Source organism: Armatimonas rosea (genome assembly GCF_014202505.1).
In the GTDB taxonomy this organism is placed as follows: Bacteria; Armatimonadota; Armatimonadia; order Armatimonadales; family Armatimonadaceae; genus Armatimonas; species Armatimonas rosea.
Genome location: NZ_JACHGW010000002.1, coordinates 1,194,646 through 1,215,614 on the forward strand (window position 1 = coordinate 1,194,646; position 20,969 = coordinate 1,215,614).

A 20,969-nucleotide genomic window follows, 5' to 3' on the forward strand; every position below is an offset into this window, starting at 1 on the left:
AGAACCCTCATGGCTTTACCTCTCTTCGTACCCGCCCTCGTCTGCGCGGCCACCGTACACGTCCAGAGCTTCTCGGGCGACTATACCGGCAAGCAAGACGGGGGCACGATCAAGCTGACCCTGAAGCAAGAAAGCGACGGAAGCGTCACCGGCACCTTCAACGACGGCTCCTCGATGGCGTCCTTGGCGGGCACGGTCGCCTCCGATGGCAAGAAGATCACGGGACAGTTCACCTACCAGGGCATCAATCTCCCCTTTGAGATTCGCCGCAAGGGAGCGGGGATCGAGTTTGTGATGAAGCTGGGCAACGAGGAAGAGGTGATGGGCCTCAGTCGAACGGGTGGCACCGTCCCGCCCGACGCCCCGGAGCCGACCAAGCCCAAGCCCGCCAAGCCCCCCGCGACCAAGCCCAGTGCGGTGCCGAAACCCAGTGCCGCTCCCACTCTTGCCGGAGCCTATGTCCATCCTGCGGGGCTAAAGATCGGTCTCCCGCAAGGCTGGAAGGTGCAGGCATACGGGCCGGTTCTCGCCTTGCTTCCCCCCGGAGCCACCAAGGCGGATGGGGACGAGCTCTACCTCTTGCTCGTGGGAGAGGCCAATGGCATCTCCAGCAAGACCGACCCGCGGCTGGGGCAGTTCCTGGAGCTCATCCTCAATGGCGCAGGCGGCGATGGGGGCCTTCTGCTGGGCAAGGGCGTGACCTTTCAGCGCACGGGCCAGGATGGCAACGGGCTGACCTTTCAAGGCGGCAATGGGCGTGGGGCGAGCCTCTATGCCCGCTGCCTTTTCTCGGAGCCCAAGGGACGGATCGCGGCGGTGCTTGCGCTGGGACTCAAGGCAAAGATCGCGCCCCGCGAGGCGGCTCTGCAGGGGGCTCTTGCGGCGGTGAGCGCCAGCACGCCCGAGCGGGACAGCCGGCTCCTGGGAAGCTGGAAGGGCACGACATCCACCAAGTCCCGCGATGCCCGCGATGCCGCAGGGCGGCAGCAAGCGTCGAGTGTCACCGATAGCAGCACCACCTACCAGCTCACCGGCGACGGCCGCTTTGTCGAGAGCCGCTGGTCGCGCACGATCGCGATCGGCCAAGGCGTCTCCCTCGACTCGGGCGATACAGTCGAGCGTACGCAGGGGCTCTGGGCGGCCAGCAACGGCAAGATCGCTTTTTGTGAGGACAATGGCCTCTACCTGCTGGGCTCCTACCAAGTCCAAGGGGGTGGGGTGGTGATCCAGATCGGGGATCGGGTGATTACCCTGAGCCACGGCTAAGAAGGATTCACCCCCCGACTGGTGAATCTAGTAGGCATGCAAAACATCAATCGACGGTATTTTTTAGCGGCACTCTTCGCCGCGGCAGTGACGCCCGCCTTTGCGCAGAAGCCGGTGACCCACAAGCTGATCGCTCAGGACAAGGGTCACATCGTTGTCCTCAATGAGAAGGGCGAGGTGGAGTGGGAAGTGGCGTGTGGCTTCAACTCCCACGATCTGTCCGTGCTGCCCAATGGCAACTTCTTGCTCCACATGGGCCCCGCGACCATTGTCGAGATGACCAAAGACAAGAAGGAAGTGTGGAAGTGGGAGAGCAAGCCGGTAGCGCCCTACACCGGGCGGGTGGAGATCCATGGCTACCAGCGCCTCAAGAACGGCCTGACCATGATCGCCGAGACCGGTAACAAGCGCATTATCGAGGTGGACAAGGACGGCAAGATTGTCAAGGAAGTGCCCCTGACGGTCGAGCGCCCGGACTCCCACCGCGATACCCGCCGCGTCCGCAAGCTCGACAACGGAAACTACCTGGTGGCGCACGAGGGTCTGGGCTGCGTGCGGGAGTACGACGACAAGGGCAAGATTGTCTGGGAGTACGTGATCGACCTCAACAACCAGCCGGCCACCGGCGGCCACGATGGGCACGGGACCAATGTCTTTAATGCGCTGCGCCTCAAGAACGGCAACACGCTGATCGGGGGGGGCAACAACAACCGTGTCTTTGAGGTGAACAAAGAGGGCAAGGTGGTCTGGAGCATCGAGCGCGACGAGCTCAAGCGCCCTGATGGCCGCCCGATCCACCTCTGCTGGGTGACCACGGTGCAGGTGCTCCCCAATGGCAATATCGCCTTTGGAAACACCCACTCTGGCCCCGAGAACCCGCAGATCATCGAGGTCACCCGCGATAAGAAAGTGGTCTGGATGCTCGATGACTGGAAGACCTTCGGCAACGATCTCTGCGCCTCGTGGTTCCTCGATGTCAAGGGAAAAGTCATCCGCTAGGCGATACAATCTCTTCAGGCAAGCTCGATGCAACCCATTGACTTAAATCCTGAACCCAAAGGCCCCTGGCGCTGGAGTGTCGCTCAGTTTGAGCGTGCTGTAGCGCTGGGGCTTTTTCCCGAAGAGACACGTCTGGAGCTCCTGGCAGGCGAACTCTACGAGAGGCCGATGGAAAACCCTCCCCATGCCTACACCATCGATACCCTCTACGATCTCCTGGCGCGTAGCCTAGACTTAAGCACCTGTTTCCTTCGCAACCAGCACGCTCTCCCTCTGAGTATTGACTCCGCTCCTATTCCCGATATCGCCGTGATCGCAGGTCGGCGCCTCGATTTTCTCCAAAGCCATCCCAGACCAGAGCAGGTGCTGCTCGTCGTTGACGTCTCGGATGCGACGCTTTCCCAGGACCGTCACGCCAAGGCCGAGCTCTACGCCGAGGCAGGAATACAGGAGTACTGGATTGTTAACCTGAGTCAGCGGCGTCTGGAAGTCTACCGCGACCCAAGTGGTAGCGAGTGGGGCACGAATCTCAAGCTCCCTGAGCAACAAAGCATCACGCCTCTGTGCACCCCGAGTGTCACGATTCCCATCGCATCCCTCCTTCCCCCAAGGTCCTCGTGAGACCGGGGCTGTCTCTGATTCTTAGTGGACTTGCCGGGACAGTCTGTGGTCTTGTCCCGCTGCCTCAGGTCATCTTCCCTATCTGTCTTAGTTTAGGTTTGCTCTCCGCATTTACTCTCAGGCGCCTCCCCGGTAGCGCACGTCTCGCTTGGGGAATCGGACTCTGTGGGGTTGCAAGCCTCGCAGCAACCGCAGTCAGCCGATCCTTTTTTCTGCTTTTCGCCTTCTGGTTTCTCTGGTTTATGCTATTTGTACTGCCCCTTGTTGGTATCCGCTGGCAAAGACTCTCCCTCATTCGGCGGCTGGGAATCTCTCTTGTCCTGCCTCCTCTTCTTTATCTAGGCACCGCATTCACTCTCTTCCATTTTTGGGGTGGACAGCCTGCGCCCGACACAGAAACACGCGACAGCCAGCAACGCGAACCCGCGGTTGGTCCCGCTGTCTCTTTTCTAACCTATGCCATTAGTCCACCACAGGGACCCTGTTGTGTACTCTCCTGTGACTACAACGGCAGTGAGTGGGTATGGAAGGTCTACCGCCCCCTCATAGATTATTGGTTTGCCGCACCGGGATGCCACTACTATGATCCCAATAAGCCCACCGCAAAACCATGAAGTCTCTGATTCTCCTCCCTGGCATGAATGGCAAGACCAGCCTCTACGCGCGGGTACGGCCTCACTTTCCCGAGCTGATCACCCCCGAGTGGATCGAGCCGGAGGTGAACGAGCCGCTGGTGGACTATGCCCGGCGCTTTGCGGAGACGCTACGCCCCCAGATCACCGAGCCGTGCATGCTGGGAGGCACCTCGTTTGGGGGGATGGTGGCCCATGAGCTGGCGGCTGCCTTGGGGCTGGGCTCTTGCCTGCTGATCTCCACCGTCCGCACCCCCGCCGAGCTTCCTCCCGACTGGCAGGCGCTGCGGCACCTCACCGTTGCAGGAGAGGAGGCGCTCTGGGGGCAGCCGCGCTTTAAGACCCGGTTTTTATGCTGGGCAGCCTGGGCGACCCTGACCTGGGAGCTGAGTGACGGGGCTGCGGCGGTAGAGACACGGCTCCTCCATGGCGACTTAGACCGCACTTTTCCCCTCGAGTGCGTCCAGCCGGACCAGGTTGTTGTCGGTGGGGGACATGTTCTGCCTATGACACACCCCGAGGCGGTCGTGGCATTTATTTCCCAGAGCCGCTTTCCGTCTCTAGAGGCGTGAATATGGTAAAATCGGCAAGAATTTCGCAATTATTAAAGGGCATTTATTTTGGAAGACAAGGCGGCACGTCAGTTTCCGGTTGCAAGTGAGATCGTCGAGATCCAGCAAGACACCACCGGCAACATCAATAAGACCTACCGGGTCACTCTCGCGGATGGAGAGCGCTTCATTCTGCAGCGGATCAACAAGGTCGTCTTTACCCAGCCCGAGCTCGTGATGCGCAACATCCGGCGCTTCTCGGAGCATGTCGCGCGCAAGCTTGCGGTGACTCCCTTGGACAAGGGCCGTCGCTGGGAGACCCCACAGGTGCTGGCCGCTCAAGACCAGCAGGACTTCTGGATCGACCCCGAGGGCGAGTACTGGCGGGCTCTGAGCTTCATTCCCCGCTCGCGCTCCTACAACACCGCCCAGAGCGAGACCCATGCCTACGAGGTGGGCTTTGGACTGGGGACCTTCCATAATCTGATCAGCGACCTCCCCGCCGAGCAGCTTGCCGATACCCTCCCCGGCTTTCATATCGCCCCCGGTTACTTAGCGCACTTCGACCGGATCGCCGCGAGTCATAGCACGGAGCTCACCGCCGAGGTTCGGCAAGGGCTGGCCTTTGTCGAGGCGCGGCGCGGGCTGGCGAGTGTTCTGGAGGATGCCAAGGCGGCGGGTAAGCTCCCGTTGCGCCCGATCCACGGTGACCCGAAGATCAACAACGTGATGATGGACACCACGACCGGGCAGGCCATTAGCATTATCGATCTGGACACGGTCAAGCCCGGCCTCGTGCACTACGATATCGGGGATGGGCTTCGCTCGGCGTGTAACCCACTGGGGGAAGAGACCAAGGACTTCGACGCCGTACGCTTCGAGCCCGAGCTTGCCAAGGCGATCCTGGGCGGCTATTTGGAGCAGGCCCGCCACTTCCTCACCCCCGCCGACTACGACCACCTCTTCGATGCGATCCGCCTGATCGCCTTTGAGCTGGGCCTGCGCTTCTTCACCGATCACCTGGCGGGGGATGTCTACTTCCTCGCGGACCACCGGGGCCACAACCTGGAGCGCGCCCTCGTGCAGTTTGCCCTCTGCAAGAGTATCGAGGACCAGGAAGCGACCCTTCGTAAGATCATCGCCGACACGCTGTAACCGCCGATTTCAACCGGCGGCTAATTCATCCGCACCTCCCCGATGGTGACGGTCTCCTTGTTCTGGGTGAGCCGTAGGGTGAGGTGCTGGCGGCGCTCGTTGGCGTGGCCGAAGTGGGTGATGACAGTCGCTTGGACAGTCGTCCCGCCCGTGAGGCGCTGCGCTTGGCTCCCAAAGTAGTTGGTCTGGATCTTGTAAACCCCGGGGACGGCGCGGCGGATCATGTAGTCCTCGGGGCCGTAGCCATTGGTAAAGTCGCGGGAGAGCTTGCCGCCGACCTGCGTGAGGGGATGGCTGTAGAAGCACTCTTCGCCTGTGGGCTCGATGACGTGCAGGTCCATGTCCGTGCTGTCCGAGTCCCAGGTCATGACGATCCGTACATCGCAGGCGAGGTTCTGGATCAGGCGCGGGTCGAAGCGGTGGCGTGTCTTGGGGTGCGCGGCGAGGATCGCATTGGCCTCGGTGAGGGCAATGACCTCGATCCCCTCGAAGCGGTCCCAGTGGCGCATGACGACCGTATACAGCAGCTCTAGCGCCCGCTCGATCTGCCCGAGATCGGCCAGAACCAGCGCGAGATCACGGTAGCTCTGGGGCTCCTCGCCCCGCAGGCGGAGCACTTTCTCAAAGAGGCTCGCCGCGAGCTGTTTCTCTCCCAGCTGCGCCAGCCGGTGTGCCAGAACCCGGAGCAGGGCCGCGTCCTCCAGCTGGAGGTCGGCCAGCGACGATAGCACGCGCAGGCCTTCATCGCGCCGCCCTAGCTGCAATAAGAGCTCGGCGCAGTCGAGATAGAAGGCCGGCGTGCTGGCGTAGGCCTCGCGCTCTTTGAGGTAGGCGGCGTAGGCCCCGCTTGGCCCCGCGGCCTTGAGGCTCTTGAGGTAGGGAGTATCGGGTGTCCATGCCTTGATCGTCACCCCCAGGCTCTTGGCGGGCTCTGGCTCCGGGAGAGCGGCCTTGGCAACGACACCACCAAAGGCCGGGCGCCCCCTGCCGCCACCAAAGCCACCGCCCATCATCCCTGGGGCTGCCGATGGCGCGCTCGCGGGAGCGGCACCACGGAGAAGGAGCTCACGGCGCTCGGGACGGCGCGTCTCGGACACGCGGGCCGCATCGGCCCGGCCCGTGCTCTCTGCGGGCGGAGCCCCTGTAGTGGGCCGCGGGGCCACTGCGGCGGCTCGGACCGTTAGGCCTTGGTCCTCACGGAGCTGCTTTTTCTCCTGAGCGAGCTTCGCGGTTCGGGGGAACTCCTTGCGCCACCAGCTCGTCCGCTCTTTCCACTGGGTGAGGACGCTCTGGAGCTGTTGCTCGTCCTTGGTGCGCTTGGTGGTTTTCTCTGTCTTCTCACGGCCCAGCCAGGCATCGTAGAGAACGGGGCGGGTGCGTGGCGGGGCGACATTGTGCTCGACATACTGCTCCAGGCTCTCCAGAACCAGGAGCGATGTCCCTGGCGTGACCAGGTTAAAGTCCGTTCCCAGAGCCAGGAGCGCCTCGTGGTTCTCGTCGGGGAGGAGCCCTAGGCGGGTCGCGCGCTGTGCGGCCCACTGCCGCGCGATCAGGCCATGGGCACTGGTGGCAGTGAGGGGAATCGCGACCGGGCGACGCTCCAGCACGGGGCCACCGGGGATGCCATAGAGCAGGGTCAGGCTGGCACCGCTCCCCGAGCGCAGGACGCGCCCGGTCACCGCTCCGTCTTGCCACTGCACATCGGCCACACCGTTGCTCTCGACCCCTAGGAGCGTGACCTGTGGGCGGCCCAGTGCGCTGGGATCGGTGCCATCACTGAGGGCACCGCCGGTCTGGGTACAGAAGTAGCGCAGCAGGCTCTGGTTGGCGCTATCGGAGGTTGCGACGGCGTAGACCGGCGTGCTGGGCGCGACCGTGGGCAGGCCATGGCCGAGGTTGGAAAACCCATCGGTGAACCAGAGCCAGTAGTCCTGGCGCGGGAGGTTCAGCGCACCCAGGGCAGTGCCACCGTCGAAGGGCTGGGCCTGGAGAAAGGCGAGCAGCTCCCGCGAGTCGCCGCGGGTAACTCGAAACGTCCGAGGGCGCTCCGCCCGCTCCCGCACCACCACGACCTCAACCGTCACGGACTTGTCGCGCAGGTGCTCACGGATCAGAGCAAGCTCCTTGCCGATATCTGCCTTGCGCCGGCTCAGGCTGGCGTCCCAGACAATCCCGATCCGGCGTGGCGCGACCCGCTCGATCTTGGCCTGTGGGGGCGTATCGGTGAGATAGAAAAAGGTCTCGGGCTGGGTACTGCTGGCACGTGTGAAGCTCTCGGTGACAACGGTTGGCTCGGTGCGCGGGGGGATGGTGACCGTGATATCCTGCTCCGCGCTATTCTCAAGAACCGCCTCCGTGGTCAGGCGGCTGTCGCTAGGAGCCAGAGTAAAGGGCCGCTTTCCCACCACGACACTGGCACTCGTGGCCCCGAGGACATCCACCGTGACCTTGCCCTCGGGGATTGCCGCACCAAAGCGCAGGGGGATCGTCCGCTTATCGGTGCTGTAGGTGATGCGGATGGTCCGGGTCCCGCCTGCGGGCAGGGGGTAGACCCGTGTGCGGAAGACATTGCCCTCCAGCTGCTCCAAGAGCCCCGGATCAACCCCCTTGCGAACCTCCTTTTCAAACACCACGCGTGCTTTCTCTTTCTCCACGGGTGTCGCGTCCACGAGCTCCCCTTGAACATCGAGCGCAAACCCCGAGACCGCGGCACCGTCGGGGAGCGGGAACGTCAGCTCACCCTCCAGCGTGCGCCGCGACGGGTTATGGAACACCAGGGTCTGGCTCACCTGGGTCAGGGGGCCAGCCACCGTGAGCTGCACATCCGCCCGCTCCAGCCGCACGGGGGCCGCTTGGTCCTCGTTGCTTACCTTGAGCTGCACAGGAGCGAGCCGCTGGCGAGGCTGGGTGCTCGTGTGGGTGCTCGCTGTGGGGGTGGCTCCTCGCAGAGTGTGGGTCGTGAGGGCAACGAGGCCACCCAGGGAAAGGACGAGTGCTGTTAGACGCATGATTTTTGTCTCCGGGCATTTGGTTCCGAGGGGGCAACAAAAGGTTCAAAATACGGTAGGATGGTCAGCATCATGAGTGAGTTTCTTCCCGCGTATCAGACCGTCCGGTTCTGCCCCCAATGTGGGGTTGCGGCAACCGCGGCGTCGGAGCGGTTTTTTGAGTGTGTTGCGTGTGGCTACCGGCTCTACTTTAACAATACGGTCGCAGTGGCTGTCTTGGCTGTCAATCCCAAGGGCGAGCTGCTCTTTATTCGTCGTGCGCGCGACCCGGGCAAGGGCAAGCTGGCGATGCCGGGGGGCTTTGTGGACGCCGGGGAGTCGGGCGAGGCGGCGGCGCGCCGTGAGGTCATGGAGGAGCTGGGGGTCTCGGTGGGCGACGTGCAGTTTCTCTGCTCCGCGCCCAATACCTACCCGTACCGTGGCATTGTCTACACGGTCTGCGACCTGTTTTTTGTGGCCTCCCTGCCCGAGCAAGAGTTCTCTCTCGCCCCGAAGGAAGTGGAGAGCGCGCTCTGGCTGGACCCCAAAACGGTGGACTTAGACGAGATTGCGTTTCCGTCGATGCGGGCCGCGCTGACTCTCTACCGGGGGGGCTTGTAGGTGGACGAAGGCTTTCCGGTTCGGGGGGAGTTTATCACACTGGGGCAGCTCCTGAAGGTGCTGGGGATTGCCATGACCGGTGGCGAGGCGAAGTTCCAGCTGGAGGACGGGGAGTACCTCGTCAACGACGAGCCCGAGACGCGGCGGGGGCGCAAGCTTCGGCCTGGTGATACGGTTACCTTCCCCGACGGTAGCTACCTACCGCTTACCCCACCAGCGGATGCCGAGGGCGGCGATGAGGCTTCCGGCGACACACATGACCAGCAAGGAGAGCAGCCGCCGGCCCAAGAGGTCAGCAAGCCGCCAGCCCGCCTCAAGCGCACGGGTTCCTACCGCGTTATCCGGCGCCGGCGTCGCTCCGGGTAGTGGCTTGGGCGTAGGCGGGGCGGGGGGCAGGGTCGGTGTCGGGGCCTCGAAGAGTGCCTTGGCCTGGAAGAAGACATAGCCTACGAGCGCGAGCCCGAGCAGGATCACGACCAGCGCGAGCAGGCGCGTGGCCAGTCGGCTCTCAGAGGGGGTAGTGGTGGTAGGTGACGCCATTGCTCCGGTGATTCTAGCCGATAAATCGCATGATGTCCACGGCACGCATCCCCGCACGTCGCGCCGCCTCGATTCCCGCGGGGCCGTCTTCGTAGACCACGCAGTCTTCGGGGGCAACGCCTAGGGTGCGGGCTGCCAGGAGCATCCCCTCGGGGTCGGGCTTGCCCTTGGCGACATCCCCGGAGCCGATCACGATCTGAAAGCGCTCCCGAACGCCTAGGATATCCAGGGTCTCCTCCACGAGCGAGCGCATTCCGCCCGAGACCACGGCCATCGGCACCACGCCCGAGAACCGCTCCAGCTCGGCTAGCACCGGCTCGATAGGGGTGAGCTGGGGGATGAGCTTCTGGTAGGTCATCTCCTTCTCGTGGGTGAGCTCGGCGAGGGCCAGAGTGACTTGGTGCTGCTGGGCAAGGCGCTCTAGGATCTCGTAGGCCGGGGCACCGGCCCAGGCGTAGAACTGCTCCTCGGTGAAGAGAGTGTGGTGTCCTGCACGGTCTAGGGTGGCACGCCACGCGCGGTAGTGGAGCGGCATCGTGTCCGCCAGGGTTCCGTCGCAGTCGAAGATCAGGCCGCCCGGCGTGAACGGGAGCGGCATGGAAATCAGATGATCCAGCACGCTCCCATCCTACCACGCGCACCGAGAAAAGCCGCGGCTAGTCCAGGGTTAAGTGGGGGCGAAGCTGGGCGAGCTTCTTCTCCCCGATTCCCTTGACCTCCAGCAGCTGGGAGAGCTCGGTGAACTTGCCCTGGCTGGTGCGGTACTCCACGATCCGTGCCGCCGTGGCCGGCCCGATCCCCGGGAGGCTCTCCAGCTCCTTGGCCGTGGCCTTGTTCAGAGAGACCGTCCCCTCAAAAGCCTTCTTGCCTTCGGTCTTCTTGGCCTCTGACTTCTTGCTGGGGGATTTCTTGGTCTCAGCAGGCTTGGCATCGTCACTCTTCTTGACGGTTGCGGGGACCAGCTTCGCGGGCATCTGGCTGGCAGGGGTCTTCTCTTGGGCAAAGCCACAGACGGTCAGGCTCAAGAGAGCAAGGGCGCACACAATATTCTTCGTAGACATTTTCAAGGGTTTCCTCTCACTTGCGGAGGTCTCTCCTCCGCTTCGCCCCTATAACGGGTGAGAACCCTGGAATCTGATAAAAATCGAAAAATATTTTTTTGGTTAGTAGCCGCGCCAGCTCCCGCCACCGCCGCCGACCATCACACGGACCTCGAAGCTGTGCTTCCACCAGCCCGTGCGCAGGTCCTCGGCGTTGGGGCCCGGGGCGTTCGACGAGAGATAGACCGCGCTGCGGTACTCTCCCCCGGCGAGGCGCGCGGCGGAGACCACGAAGCCGATCTTGATACTGGCACCGGGAGGAAGGACCAAGGGGAGGTTGGTGGGGCGAACATTGAGCCAGGCGTGCTGGGTGGCGACCATGCGGATCAGCAGGGTCGCATCGCCGTCGTTCTTGGCCTCGATGGAGAGCAGGCCCCCGCCGCCTTGGGGAACCAGCGGGCGATCCGGCTGGCTACAGACCAGCTTGGCGACTCCCTTGGTGGGCGTGGGAGTGTTCTGCTCCGTGATGGCCGGTGCGATCGTGCGGGGCAGGTCACCAAAGAGCGGAGCAGGTACCCCGGCACCGCCCGGAGTCTGGGAGGCGACCGTTGCCACGGCGGTGGCGGTGGGGCGTGAGACCGGGGCCGTGGCGAGCTTCTCCAGGCTAGAGAGCACCTCGCGCAGGGCGGCGATACTCTCACAGCGCAGGGTGATTCCCTCGATACGGCTACGGACAGTTGGGGTGGCGAAGGGGCCGGTGGTGGGCAGGAGCGCCGCAACGAGCTTGGCCATCGCCTGGATATCGTTCTCCACCGTGAGGGCTCCGTTGTAGACCGCGCGGTGGTGGGGAGCGGCGGGATCGGTCGCCCCAAAGTCCGTGAGCATCACCGAGCCATCGTCGGCGACCAGGATATTCTCGTAGGAGAGCCCACCGTGGGGGAGCTGGCGGCCGTGGGCGTACTCCAGCCCCTCGAGGACCGGCAGCAGGAGGCTCCGGAGCGTCTCGATATCGGGACGTCCCCCCTGAGCGGAGAGGCGCTGGCGCAGGTTCTTACCGCGTGCCACATCGCGCACCACGTAGATCTGGTTGTCGTCGAGGAGCCAGCGCCGGGTGTGGGCGATCGCGGGGTGGTCGAGGGTGAGGGCCTCGGTCAGGCGGGAGCGGTTTCCCGTGGTGGCGAGGCGCTTGAGCAAGACCGGGCGCTGCATGACGGGGTCGCGGGCGAGCCAGACCGTGCTCCCTGGTGTCGGGGTCTCCACGGTGCTGGGGCTCTCAAACATACTGAGAATGGTACTCTCTGCCATGATAAAACTTTAGCTCATTATACGGCTAGCCAAGCGACAGGCTGTAGAGGACACCGTTGGTGGAGGTGAGAAAAACTGCACCGTCGGCCAGCGCGGGCGCGGCGATAATCTGGGAGCCAATGGTCCCGGTCTCGTAGAGGCGCTCCATGGTTCGGCCCGGCGCAGCGCCGTAGACATCGCCATCCGTGACCCCAAAGAGAAGCGCACCGGCCAGGACCACCGGCGACGAGCGCACGGGGCGGCGGGTGGGGTAGCGGCGGACCGCGCGGCCGAGCGCAGCGCTCACCAGATGAATCCCATCCTCGCCCGGTAGGTAGAGCAAGCTACCGTCGCAGGCAGGAGTTCCCGCGAGTACGGCACTGGTGACCTCGACCTGCCAGAGCTCCTTGCCGGTCTGGAGCTCGTGGGCGAAGACCTTGCCGGTGTTGGTGGCGGAGTAGACCTTGCCTTCGTAGACCAGAGGGGCGGCCTGGAACTGTCCCAGCCCATTGGCACGCCAGAGCAGCTGGCCCGTCTCCAGGGCAAGACAGCTCAGCACCCCGCTGTCGTCGTGGACCAGTACCCGGCCATCGGCATAGGCAGGAGCGGTCATCACCGGCCCCTCAAGCGGAGTGAGGCTCACACCCGTCCCCTGCGCCAGGCCGATCTGGGCGAGGCCACCGCCGTTGGGAGTGACCAAGGGAACCAGGAGCGGGCCTTCGGGCGTGGAGGCAACGGGCGCACCGTAGACCTTGCCCTCCAGCGTGCGCTCCCACAGGCGGGTCCCACGGAGCGCATCGGCACAGATCAAGAGCCCCTCGACCGTCGCCGCGTAGAGCTGGCCCTCGTGGATCGTGACCCCACCGCGCTCGGGGTAGACCGGGTCCGCGAGGGGGTACGGGTCCCAGAGCGGGGCACCGGTGTCGCTCTGGAAGGCGTAGATATGGGCATCCCCCTCCGCGGTTGCGGCCGCCGCGGCGACCATCCCATAGGCGGCGGCGGGAGCGCTCCAGAAGAGGACATTCTCGGCGCGGCTAGGCGGCACCGACGGGTACGACCAGCGGCGGGTGAGCGCGACATTCGCCCCCTCGCGCACGGTGGTGAGCCCCAGGCTATTGAGGTCGCGAGAGCCCGTGTGGCCGGAGTCGCCGCCCAGCACGGGCCAGTCGGCGTTGCCACGGACAATATGCGACGAGTCCGCGATGCACTGCTGGGCACGCCAGGTATTGGGGGTGGAGCAGATCGGGCAGGGGCGCAGGCGCTCGAAACAGAACGGGCAGAAGGCGGGGATACTGGCCCCATCGCTCAGGTCTGCATCGAGGGTGCGCTCGCACGATGGGCAGATCGCCACGGGGAGCCGGACATAGACCATGGCGCTCATGGTCGGTAGCGGCGACGAGCCCGCGCCGCCGAGGCGCTGGCTCAGGAGGGTGATGGGGGCGGCGGGTGGGCCTCCTGCCTGGAGCTGCGTGCGTGCAGCGTCTACCCGCACGGTCACCGCAATCGCCTGCTTCTCGCCCGGCGCAAGTGCGGTCTCCTGAGGCGCGAGGCTAAGCCAGTCTGCCGTGCCGGAGAGCTTGACATAGAGCGCCGTCTGCGGATCACTATTCGTCAAGTGAAAACGTAGCGTCTTTGTGCCACCGGCAAGGTAGTCTGCGGGAGAGAGAACCAGGGTTCTCAGGTCTGCGGGAAAATCGGTTTCGTTGGAAGTCACTGCCAAATCCTGGGCATTTTAGCACATTTTTGTAGGTCGATCGCGCCTAGGCGGCACGGAGCCGGGGAAGCGCGGTTTTCTGAGCCAGAAAGCGGGTCAGCGCGGTGGCCGGAAGCGGCGGGGTAAAGAGGTATCCCTGGCCGTGGTCTGCACCTAAGGCACAGAGGCGCTGGTACTGGCTTTGTTGCTCAATGCCCTCCGCCGTGACCTCAAGCTGGAGGGCGCGGGCAAGGGCGATAATGGCGCGGACAATCTCTTCACTCTGGGCACGCGCCTTGAGATCGGTGCTGGTGAGGGCGCTGACAAAGCTCCGGTCCACCTTGAGGGCGTGCACGGGGAGGCGGCTGAGGTACGAGAGCGATGAGTACCCGGTGCCGAAGTCATCGAGGGCGAGGCGCACTCCCAGAGAGTCGAGCTCCTGGAGCTTGCTGAGGCAGGTGTCGGTGTCTTGGAGGAGGATGCTCTCGGTGAGCTCCAGGGTGAGCGCCGTGGCGGGGAGGCCGGTCTGCTCTAGGGTGCTGGTGACCATGCGAACAAACTCAGGGTCGTGGAACTGGCGCTCGGAGACATTGACATTGATGTGCAGGCGGCTCTGGGGGAGCTCCGCGCGCCACCGGGCCATGTCGCTACAGGCCTGACGAAGGAGCGCGGCCCCGAGGGGCAGGATCAAGCCGGTCTCCTCCGCGACAGGGATAAAGCGGGCAGGAGAGAGCGAGCAGCCGTCTTTGGTCTGCCAGCGGGCCAGGGCTTCAACCGCGACTACCTCGTGCGTCTCTAGGTGAAGAATGGGCTGGTAGTGGGGGACAATCTCGCCGGTCTGGATCGCCTGACGGAGGGCTCGCTCCAGCTCAAAGCGCTCCCGTGCCTCGTCGTCCATGTGCGGATCGAAGACGCAGTAGCTTGCCTTTCCCTGGCTCTTGGCATGGTGCATCGCGGTATTGGCATTGCGCAAGATATCCTGGGGGGTCCCGGAGCGGGAGTAGGCAATCCCAATGCTCACGGAGACGAGGACCGTGCTCTCAGCGAGGACGAGAGGCGTGCTGAGCTCGGCACAGATGCGCTGTGCGAGTGCAAGTGCCTCCTCAGGCTGGCTAGCGTAGGGCAGGAGAACGGTGAACTCATCTCCCCCAAGGCGCGCGATTAGCCCGCGCCCTGCGACACTCTGGCGCAGGCGCTCGGTGAGGGCGATTAGCACGGCATCGCCGACTTGGTGCCCAAAGTTATCGTTAATTAGCTTGAAGTTATCGGCATCGACAAATAAGAGCGCAAAGGTATGCCCCTGAAGCTGCCCTAGCGCGTCGAGGAGGTACCGTCGGTTGGCGAGGCCGGTGAGCGGGTCGTGGTTTGCCTGGAAGCTCAGCCGCGCCTCACTCTCCTTGCGCTCGGTGATATCGGTGTTGATCCCAACCGCGTACCAGTGATCGGGGCCAAGCCGCTTGAGCTCGACATCTTCCTGGAGCCAGCGCAGGCTCCCGTCCAGCGTGCGCAGGCGGAGCTCCTGGGTATAGCCGCTCTTGCCCGTGAGGAGTGCCTCGGTACTACTGCGATCGCTGGCAAGCCTGTCCTCCTGCTCGATTGCGCGGTAGAGCGCCTCGGTGTAGTCGATACCAGGCGCAACGGGGACACGGAGCCAGGAGCGGACATTCTCCTCCGCAAAGAGCTGGACATCCCAGGAGAAGTAGCTTCCACTGGCAAGCATCCCTTGGGCACGGGCCTCCTCCACCGCGAGGGGATCGCTCTCGGGGATGGGGCAGCGCTCGATCCAGGCGCGCCAGATGATGCAGCGGGCAGTGGTCAGAACCCGGTCCAGCGCCTCTTCTGCCACTTTGAGCGCGGTGATGTCCGTACATACCCCCGAGACGTGCCAGCGTCCCGGCCCGAGCGCTGTGACAGTGGCTGATTCCTGAATCCAGATGCGCCGACCATCCGCACAGACAAGGCGATAGCTCTGACAGTAGCTTGTGGCTCCCGTTCGGAGCACCTTTTTGCTGATCTCATCACAACTGACCCAGTCATCTTCATCACGAGCATTACAAAACGCCTCCTCGAAGCTCGTTCCCTCAGGCCAGGCCAGAGGGAGCCAGCGGTGGACCGCCTCTGGGAGATGCACGGTCAAGTCCCAGTCTAGGATGGTTTTCTCTTCCGTATCGAAGTACTGCGAGGGCACCAAATCGGAGGAGGCAACCTTGATCTCGGTGACCGTCGCCTCCCAGAGTAGGCAGTGGGACGTGCTCAAGACACGGGTAAGGTGCTCGTCACCAGCTGCGGGGGGATGAGGTGTCGTCTGGGCCATACTACTTTTTTATAGTATTGGCTCGTGAGGCAAGAATCTTAAATCGGTATCAGGCCCGGCGCTGTTTCTTGAAGAAACTGATGAGCTTCTCGGGCGCGATCGGGGGATAGGCATGGCCGTCGTCGTGGAGAACCACCTCGACCGGCGCTCTCTCTCCGTTGATGCGCTTGGCGGCATCGATGGCGGCTTGCTGGCTCTCCCACGTGACAATCGGGTCGTTCTTGCCCCCGATATGCATCAGGGGGCAGGGTTTTGCGCTCCGCACGAGCCGCTCACCCGCGCCCGCGACCACGCCTAGAGCGGCGAAGAGCTCGGGCCTCTGGCCCCAGAGGTAGTAGGTAAAGCCGCCGCCGTTGGAGTGCCCCGTGCAGTAGAGACGCTTCTCATCGACACGCCACTCGCGCTTGGCTGTCTCTAGCATCGCGTCGAAGAGCTCCAGGTCCCGATTGGCGATCAGACCACCACCGAACATCATCCAGCCCGGCTTGCCGCCGTCGGGGTCGCGCGGTGTCTTGGTGGGGAGACCGTTGGGGTAGACAAAGATCGCCTCGGGCCAGAGTGCCTGGAGGTTCCAGCGCTGGGCGCAGTACCCACCGTTGCCACCATGTCCATGAAACCCAAAGACAATCGGTGCCCCCTCGGTCTTGGGGGGAAGCACCACGACCGCGGTGCGCTTCACTCCCTTGATCGTCCACTCTTTTTGTCGCTCTCTCATGCCGCTAACGACGCAAACAACTGCGACGTTGTTCAGGAGAGCGCCTTGTAAAAAAATAGGCTGATTTTTATCAGATTCGGGGGGCTTCAGCCGTTATAGGGGCGACAACGAAGGGAGCTTGATCCATGAAGATTGCGATTGATTTTGAAGGAACCCTCACCCCGGAGTGTGGGGAGTTTGCCTGCGAGCCCCGCGGCGTGCTGGGCCGCTGGCTCTTTGATTTTTCCCTGCGACAGGGGGCACGTACGCTCCTGCGCGAGCTGGCTCAGAGCGGCCATACCCTCACCCTCTACACCCGCCTGCCGGTCTCTGCGTGGCGACTGCTGCTGTGGTGCTGGCTGGTCGGCTTGCCGGTGACCCATGTCATTGCCGGCCAGTGCCAACCCCCCGAGGCTCCGTGGCCGCCGTGGCAGGGGCAGGACCTCCTCCTCGACGACGAGCCACGGCGGGTAGCGCTTGCGCGGCAGAGAAGGGTTCGTGGGATCGTCGTCACCAACCGGGAAGCGGACTGGACCGCCCGCATCCGTGAGGTCAGCCAGCAGGAAGCCTCGCCAGCAGTCCGTGTTTATAGGAACGGGATACGCTCTGCATGAACAAGACAACCTCCCCGAAAACACTCCTGGACATGCCGACTCTGGAGACCCTGGCAACCTTTCTGCGGGTCTATGCCCACCCACTGCGGGTTCGTATCATCGACTATCTCGCGAGCTCCAAGCGTCCCCGCCACGTCTCGGAGATCATCCGGGCCACCGACGGAGCGCAGCAGGCCATCGTCAGCCAGCAGCTTCGTCTGCTACGGGAGAGCGATATCCTAACGTCCGAGCGCCGGGGAAGCTTTATCTACTACAGCCTGGCGCACGCGCGAGACCGAGAGCTCCTGCAGTACCTGCGGCACCTGGCGACTGAGCTCGACGGAGGGAGCGGTGCGCACTAGGTGGGGGGACTACGCCGCCTGAGCGACGGAGGGAAGGGCGTGCTCTTCCAGGTAGGCCTCGACATCGGTGTAGGAGAGAGGGCGCGCGAATAAGTAGCCTTGTCCAAAGGTCACCCCCAGGCTCTCCACGCGGCGGCGCTGCTCTTCGTCCTCAATCCCCTCCGCCGTGACCGAGAGCTCAAAGGTATAGGCAAGCCCCAGGATCGCGCGGATAATGGCGACATTCTGCGCCACTTTCTCTCGGCTGCTACTGGTGAGCCCCTGGATAAAGTGGGCATCGATCTTGAGCCCTTGGACGGGGAGCTGGCTCAGGTACGAAAGCGAGGAGTACCCCGTGCCGAAGTCGTCGAGGGTGAGCTGGATGCCCAGCTTCTCCAGAGCGCGGATCTTTTTCGCACAGCCTTCGGAGTCGCCCAGAAGGACACTCTCCGTGAGCTCTAGGCAGAGGGCGGGGGCGGGGAAGCCTGTCTCCCGCAGAACGCGGGTCACCTGGTCGACAAAATAGGGGAGCTGGAACTGCTTCTCGGAGATATTGACGTTCATCCGAATGGGTATCATGGGAAAGGCATCCCGGAGCTTGCGCCCCTGCTCACACGCCTGCTGGAGGATCATCGCCCCGAGCGGAATGATCAAGCCGGTCTCCTCTGCCAGAGGGATAAAGCTACTGGGCGGGATAAAGCTCCCGCTGGGAAGCTGCCAGCGTGCGAGGGCCTCAAACGAGTGGAGCTCTCCGGTGCGCAGGGAGACAATGGGCTGGAAGCTGAGGCTGATCTCCTGGTTCTGGATCGCACGGCGGAGCGCGCTCTCGATCTCAAAGCGACGCATCACGCGCTCGTCCATGCTGGTATCGAACTGCGCCCAGCGTCCCTTCCCTGTGTTCTTGGCGTGGTACATCGCGGTATCGGCCTTGCGGAGAAGCTCCTCTGCGTCTGGCAGGTCGGTGAGAGCCACCCCGATACTCCCCGAGAGGGTTAACATCCGCTCGCCCACAGCCAGCGGGGCCTCCAGCGATGTCAGCAGGCGTCGTGCCAGCAGATCGACCTGGTCGGTATCGCAGATCTCGGGCAGGAGCACGGTGAACTCATCGCCTCCGAGCCGCGCGAGGAGCCCGCTCTCAGGGACGACCTCCTGAAGGCGCTCCGCGAGCGCGACCAAGACCGAGTCCCCAAAGACATGACCGAGGCTATCGTTGATGTGCTTGAAGTTGTCCAGGTCGAGAAACAGTAGCGCTGCCTGACACTCTTTATGGGGGGTGAGCTGCGCGATCGTGTCCAGGAGGTGGCGGCGGTTGGCGAGCCCGGTGAGGGGATCGTGGTTTGCCTGGTGTGCCAGCTGAAGCTCGCTCTCCTTGCGCTGGGTGATGTCTGTGGCGATCCCCACCAAGTGCCAGGTATCGTCGGTGAGGCGCTCGACCGTCACGGTCTCGCTCAGCCAGACGACCGTCTTGTCGGGGAGGGAGAGAGAGAACTCCTGGGAGTAGTGGGAGAGGTTATCACGGATTGCCTCCATGGCAAGCTGATCGCCACGTCGCCGCTCGCTCTCACTGCGGGCAAAGTAGAGCGTGTCCTGAAACGCCTCGTTTTGGTTGTTGGGAAGCGGGAGCCAGCGTCGAACGGCATCCGGTGCGATCACCCGCAGGCTCCAGTGTAGGACAGTGTCCTTTTCCGGGCTGAGTCGGATGGCATCAGGGGCGATGGTTTCGTCCCAGGGCCACTCCCGCACGGTCGCTTGCCAGAGCAGGCAGCGGGCGTCTTCGATCGCGCGCTGTAGGAACTGCCGCTCTTGTGTGGAGGTGTCTAGGTGCTGGATATACCCGAGAAGGAGCCTATTCTGGGGGAAGCGTGAGACAAGGAGCGACTGCTTTCCCTGTGGACTGGCCCAGAGCTCCTCTTGATCTAGGAGGGGACGTCCCTCGGCGAGCGCCCGTGCATCGATCAGGGCACTCAGCTGATCCTGCTCCTCGCTGGAGCACTCCCGCGCGAGCTCGGCCTGCTCCAGGAGCTGGTGGTAGCTTTGATTTCCGTAGAGGGAACCCGTCTCGCTGTCACGGAGGTACACCGCGGTGCTTAGTTTGTCGAGGAGTATTCCTGCCGCATGGGGATGATGCTCGATAAGCTCCGCTGTACTTAGGCAGAGAGGTTCCTTGGCCATAGATAGCCTCAATTATGGTTTTTCCCTCTTCTCTCTTCAGGGCAGAAGAGCACTAACTCCCTGGCCTGCGACTAGTGCTCCCTTCTCCACAAAGCCCTCGGGGCGCCCGGTGAGGGTGGCGATCAGCCGCTCGCGCCAGGTGAGATCAGGGCCAAGATCGTGCAGCTCGTGGGGGTCTTGGACCAGGTCGAAGCGCTGCTCCCGGCCCGTCCCCGACCACCAGATATACTTCTCCCGCCCGTCGGTGAGGTAGTGGACACTCTGGCCGAAGCAGACATGCTCGCCATGGAGGTACTCCCGCACCCATGCTTGTTCGCCGCGTGCCACGGGCAGCAGGCTCTTGCCATCGAGGCCAGCGGGGACGGCGAGCCCGGCGGCATCGAGGAGAGTCGGCATGACATCGCGCAACTCCGCGACCGCGTCGGTGATCACGGTGCGGCTTGGGATGCCGGGGCCTTGGAGCAAGAAGGGAACGCGTGCACTGCCTTCGTAGGGGAGGACCTTGCGAAAGGCATGGTGGTCGCCCAGGAGCTCGCCGTGGTCGGAGACAAAGCAGATAATGGTGTTTTGGCGGAGCCCGTACTCGGCGAGGGTCTCTAGAAAGCGGTTGAGCAGGAGGTCGATGTGGGAGATATGCCCAAAGTAGCCCGCCCGCGCCCGCTGGAGCGCCCGCGGTGAGAGCTGGGCGACACTCGGATCGGCGCGCCAGCTATCGTCGAGCGGCCCCAGCACGTCTGCGGCCCACTCCCCAACCGGCGGTGCGGGCATGGGGTCGTGGAGATACTGGTCGAAGGCCCACTGCGGGGGATCGTAGGGCGGGTGGGGGCGGTGGAAGCCCAGGTAGAGAAAGAACGGCTTGCGCGTGTCGCGGCGGCGCAGAAACTCTTGCGCCTCGCTGACGATCCAGGTCGAGGGGTGTAGGGCTTCGTCCTTGTCCCAGGGCCGCGCCACCTGCGAGTTGCAGTTCACGCCGTTGTCGAAGTAGTCCGCCTTCGGGTCGCCGGTCTTCTCCCGGAGCCAGGGAAGGTAGTCATCGACCAGGCCGATATCGCGCGGCTTCTTACGGGCAAAGTGGAGGTAGCCGTCGTGGAGGAGGACGTTCTGAAAACCGATCTGGCTGCGCTCGGGGAAGACATGGAGCTTGCCGATCGCCTGGGTCTGGTAGCCGCCCTTGGTAAACTCCGAGGCGATGGTCACCGGAAAATCAAACGGGACACCGTCGCGGTAGCCCACCTTGCGCGTGCTGGTCTGGGAGAGGCCCGTGTAGAGGCTGGCGCGTGCGGGGATACAGCTCGGGGTGGCGGCGTAGGCGCGGGCAAAGCGTGTTCCTTCGGCGGCAAGCTGATCGAGGTGCGGGGTCATCGCAATCGGGTGCCCCTCGCAGCCCAGCGCATCGCCACGCCACTGGTCCACACAGATCAAGACAACATTCATCGTTACCGTTGAGTGTACCTACTCTCTTCTTC

Annotated in this window: 18 protein-coding genes and 1 pseudogene; 9 read left to right on the forward strand and 10 right to left on the reverse strand. The window is 63.8% G+C overall.

Going from position 1 to position 20,969, the window contains the following annotated elements:
* Window positions 1-9: 9 nt before the first annotated feature.
* From HNQ39_RS13395 to HNQ39_RS13415, 5 genes are all read left to right on the forward strand, one after another.
* Window positions 10-1,266 carry a hypothetical protein gene (locus tag HNQ39_RS13395; RefSeq protein WP_184196728.1) on the forward strand — a complete coding sequence of 419 codons (1,257 nt, stop codon included), beginning with the start codon at window positions 10-12 and terminating at the stop codon, window positions 1,264-1,266.
* Window positions 1,267-1,302: 36 nt separating this feature from the next.
* Complete coding sequence (locus tag HNQ39_RS13400; protein ID WP_184196731.1) at window positions 1,303-2,265, forward strand: NHL repeat-containing protein; 963 nt, start codon at window positions 1,303-1,305, stop codon at window positions 2,263-2,265.
* 27 nt (window positions 2,266-2,292) lie between these two features.
* The gene (locus HNQ39_RS13405; protein WP_184196734.1) at window positions 2,293-2,886 is read left to right on the forward strand and encodes a Uma2 family endonuclease; all 594 of its coding nucleotides are present in this window, start codon (window positions 2,293-2,295) and stop codon (window positions 2,884-2,886) included.
* A gap of 610 nt (window positions 2,887-3,496) precedes the next feature.
* Entirely contained in the window at window positions 3,497-4,090 is a 594-nt protein-coding gene (locus HNQ39_RS13410; RefSeq protein ID WP_184196737.1) for an alpha/beta fold hydrolase, read from the forward strand.
* Window positions 4,091-4,138: 48 nt separating this feature from the next.
* Window positions 4,139-5,224, forward strand: a complete 1,086-nt coding sequence (locus HNQ39_RS13415; protein ID WP_221289993.1) for a phosphotransferase enzyme family protein — start codon at window positions 4,139-4,141, stop codon at window positions 5,222-5,224.
* A 20-nt stretch (window positions 5,225-5,244) separates the two neighbouring features.
* Here HNQ39_RS13415 and HNQ39_RS13420 read toward each other — a convergent pair whose 3' ends face one another.
* Window positions 5,245-8,232, reverse strand: a complete 2,988-nt coding sequence (locus tag HNQ39_RS13420; RefSeq protein ID WP_184196740.1) for a VIT domain-containing protein — start codon at window positions 8,230-8,232, stop codon at window positions 5,245-5,247.
* A 72-nt stretch (window positions 8,233-8,304) separates the two neighbouring features.
* Here HNQ39_RS13420 and HNQ39_RS13425 point away from each other — a divergent pair, with 72 nt between their 5' ends.
* Window positions 8,305-8,832, forward strand: a complete 528-nt coding sequence (locus tag HNQ39_RS13425) for an NUDIX hydrolase (protein WP_184196743.1) — start codon at window positions 8,305-8,307, stop codon at window positions 8,830-8,832.
* Window positions 8,833-9,018, forward strand: a pseudogene (locus HNQ39_RS29915) (RNA-binding S4 domain-containing protein); the annotation flags it as partial. It abuts the gene before it with no gap.
* A gap of 12 nt (window positions 9,019-9,030) precedes the next feature.
* On the opposite strand, the gene HNQ39_RS29920 reads toward HNQ39_RS29915, so the two are convergent.
* The 7 genes from HNQ39_RS29920 to HNQ39_RS13460 all read right to left on the reverse strand — a co-directional run bounded on the left by HNQ39_RS29920 (window position 9,031) and on the right by HNQ39_RS13460 (window position 16,418).
* The gene (locus tag HNQ39_RS29920; protein ID WP_246385615.1) at window positions 9,031-9,372 is read right to left on the reverse strand and encodes a hypothetical protein; all 342 of its coding nucleotides are present in this window, start codon (window positions 9,370-9,372) and stop codon (window positions 9,031-9,033) included.
* A 13-nt stretch (window positions 9,373-9,385) separates the two neighbouring features.
* Window positions 9,386-9,970: an HAD family hydrolase gene (locus HNQ39_RS13435; RefSeq protein ID WP_184196749.1), complete on the reverse strand. Its 585-nt coding sequence runs from the start codon at window positions 9,968-9,970 to the stop codon at window positions 9,386-9,388.
* A 58-nt stretch (window positions 9,971-10,028) separates the two neighbouring features.
* On the reverse strand, window positions 10,029-10,433 hold the full coding sequence (locus tag HNQ39_RS13440) for a ComEA family DNA-binding protein (protein ID WP_184196752.1): 405 nt from the start codon (window positions 10,431-10,433) through the stop codon (window positions 10,029-10,031).
* Window positions 10,434-10,535: 102 nt separating this feature from the next.
* A complete protein-coding gene (locus tag HNQ39_RS13445; protein WP_184196755.1) occupies window positions 10,536-11,717 on the reverse strand; it encodes a protein kinase domain-containing protein in 1,182 nt (393 codons plus the stop codon).
* Between the two features lie 25 nt (window positions 11,718-11,742).
* Entirely contained in the window at window positions 11,743-13,410 is a 1,668-nt protein-coding gene (locus tag HNQ39_RS13450; protein ID WP_343075968.1) for an outer membrane protein assembly factor BamB family protein, read from the reverse strand.
* A gap of 46 nt (window positions 13,411-13,456) precedes the next feature.
* Window positions 13,457-15,703, reverse strand: a complete 2,247-nt coding sequence (locus HNQ39_RS13455) for a putative bifunctional diguanylate cyclase/phosphodiesterase (RefSeq protein ID WP_184196761.1) — start codon at window positions 15,701-15,703, stop codon at window positions 13,457-13,459.
* Between the two features lie 49 nt (window positions 15,704-15,752).
* The gene (locus HNQ39_RS13460; protein ID WP_184196764.1) at window positions 15,753-16,418 is read right to left on the reverse strand and encodes a CE1 family esterase; all 666 of its coding nucleotides are present in this window, start codon (window positions 16,416-16,418) and stop codon (window positions 15,753-15,755) included.
* A 125-nt stretch (window positions 16,419-16,543) separates the two neighbouring features.
* Between HNQ39_RS13460 and HNQ39_RS13465 the strand changes: the two genes are divergently transcribed.
* Both HNQ39_RS13465 and HNQ39_RS13470 read left to right on the forward strand, forming a co-directional pair.
* Window positions 16,544-17,011 (forward strand): hypothetical protein, encoded by a 468-nt coding sequence (locus HNQ39_RS13465; protein ID WP_184196767.1) that lies wholly within the window; start codon window positions 16,544-16,546, stop codon window positions 17,009-17,011.
* Window positions 17,008-17,352 (forward strand): ArsR/SmtB family transcription factor, encoded by a 345-nt coding sequence (locus HNQ39_RS13470; protein WP_184196770.1) that lies wholly within the window; start codon window positions 17,008-17,010, stop codon window positions 17,350-17,352. The genes HNQ39_RS13465 and HNQ39_RS13470 overlap by 4 nt, the downstream gene beginning before the upstream one ends.
* Before the next feature lie 9 nt (window positions 17,353-17,361).
* Here the strand turns inward: HNQ39_RS13470 and HNQ39_RS13475 are convergent, their stop codons facing one another.
* Together HNQ39_RS13475 and HNQ39_RS13480 are read right to left on the reverse strand one after the other, a co-directional pair.
* Window positions 17,362-19,503, reverse strand: coding sequence for a putative bifunctional diguanylate cyclase/phosphodiesterase (locus tag HNQ39_RS13475; RefSeq protein ID WP_184196772.1), 2,142 nt, complete (start codon window positions 19,501-19,503; stop codon window positions 17,362-17,364).
* 36 nt (window positions 19,504-19,539) lie between these two features.
* Window positions 19,540-20,937 carry an arylsulfatase gene (locus tag HNQ39_RS13480; protein ID WP_184196775.1) on the reverse strand — a complete coding sequence of 466 codons (1,398 nt, stop codon included), beginning with the start codon at window positions 20,935-20,937 and terminating at the stop codon, window positions 19,540-19,542.
* Window positions 20,938-20,969: the final 32 nt, after the last annotated feature.

What these genes read in the sequence shown, in the direction of transcription:
- HNQ39_RS13405 (WP_184196734.1), top strand. Translation starts at nt 2,293, where the DNA reads ATGCAACCCATTGACTTAAATCCTGAACCCAAAGGCCCCTGGCGCTGG.
- HNQ39_RS13460 (WP_184196764.1), bottom strand. Translation starts at nt 16,418, where the DNA reads ATGAGAGAGCGACAAAAAGAGTGGACGATCAAGGGAGTGAAGCGCACC.
- HNQ39_RS13410 (WP_184196737.1), top strand. Translation starts at nt 3,497, where the DNA reads ATGAAGTCTCTGATTCTCCTCCCTGGCATGAATGGCAAGACCAGCCTC.
- HNQ39_RS13420 (WP_184196740.1), bottom strand. Translation starts at nt 8,232, where the DNA reads ATGCGTCTAACAGCACTCGTCCTTTCCCTGGGTGGCCTCGTTGCCCTC.
- HNQ39_RS13440 (WP_184196752.1), bottom strand. Translation starts at nt 10,433, where the DNA reads ATGTCTACGAAGAATATTGTGTGCGCCCTTGCTCTCTTGAGCCTGACC.
- HNQ39_RS13470 (WP_184196770.1), top strand. Translation starts at nt 17,008, where the DNA reads ATGAACAAGACAACCTCCCCGAAAACACTCCTGGACATGCCGACTCTG.
- HNQ39_RS13425 (WP_184196743.1), top strand. Translation starts at nt 8,305, where the DNA reads ATGAGTGAGTTTCTTCCCGCGTATCAGACCGTCCGGTTCTGCCCCCAA.
- HNQ39_RS13445 (WP_184196755.1), bottom strand. Translation starts at nt 11,717, where the DNA reads ATGGCAGAGAGTACCATTCTCAGTATGTTTGAGAGCCCCAGCACCGTG.
- HNQ39_RS13475 (WP_184196772.1), bottom strand. Translation starts at nt 19,503, where the DNA reads ATGGCCAAGGAACCTCTCTGCCTAAGTACAGCGGAGCTTATCGAGCAT.
- HNQ39_RS13435 (WP_184196749.1), bottom strand. Translation starts at nt 9,970, where the DNA reads ATGCCGCTCCCGTTCACGCCGGGCGGCCTGATCTTCGACTGCGACGGA.
- HNQ39_RS13400 (WP_184196731.1), top strand. Translation starts at nt 1,303, where the DNA reads ATGCAAAACATCAATCGACGGTATTTTTTAGCGGCACTCTTCGCCGCG.
- HNQ39_RS29920 (WP_246385615.1), bottom strand. Translation starts at nt 9,372, where the DNA reads ATGGCGTCACCTACCACCACTACCCCCTCTGAGAGCCGACTGGCCACG.
- HNQ39_RS13465 (WP_184196767.1), top strand. Translation starts at nt 16,544, where the DNA reads ATGAAGATTGCGATTGATTTTGAAGGAACCCTCACCCCGGAGTGTGGG.
- HNQ39_RS13455 (WP_184196761.1), bottom strand. Translation starts at nt 15,703, where the DNA reads ATGGCCCAGACGACACCTCATCCCCCCGCAGCTGGTGACGAGCACCTT.
- HNQ39_RS13395 (WP_184196728.1), top strand. Translation starts at nt 10, where the DNA reads ATGGCTTTACCTCTCTTCGTACCCGCCCTCGTCTGCGCGGCCACCGTA.
- HNQ39_RS13480 (WP_184196775.1), bottom strand. Translation starts at nt 20,937, where the DNA reads ATGAATGTTGTCTTGATCTGTGTGGACCAGTGGCGTGGCGATGCGCTG.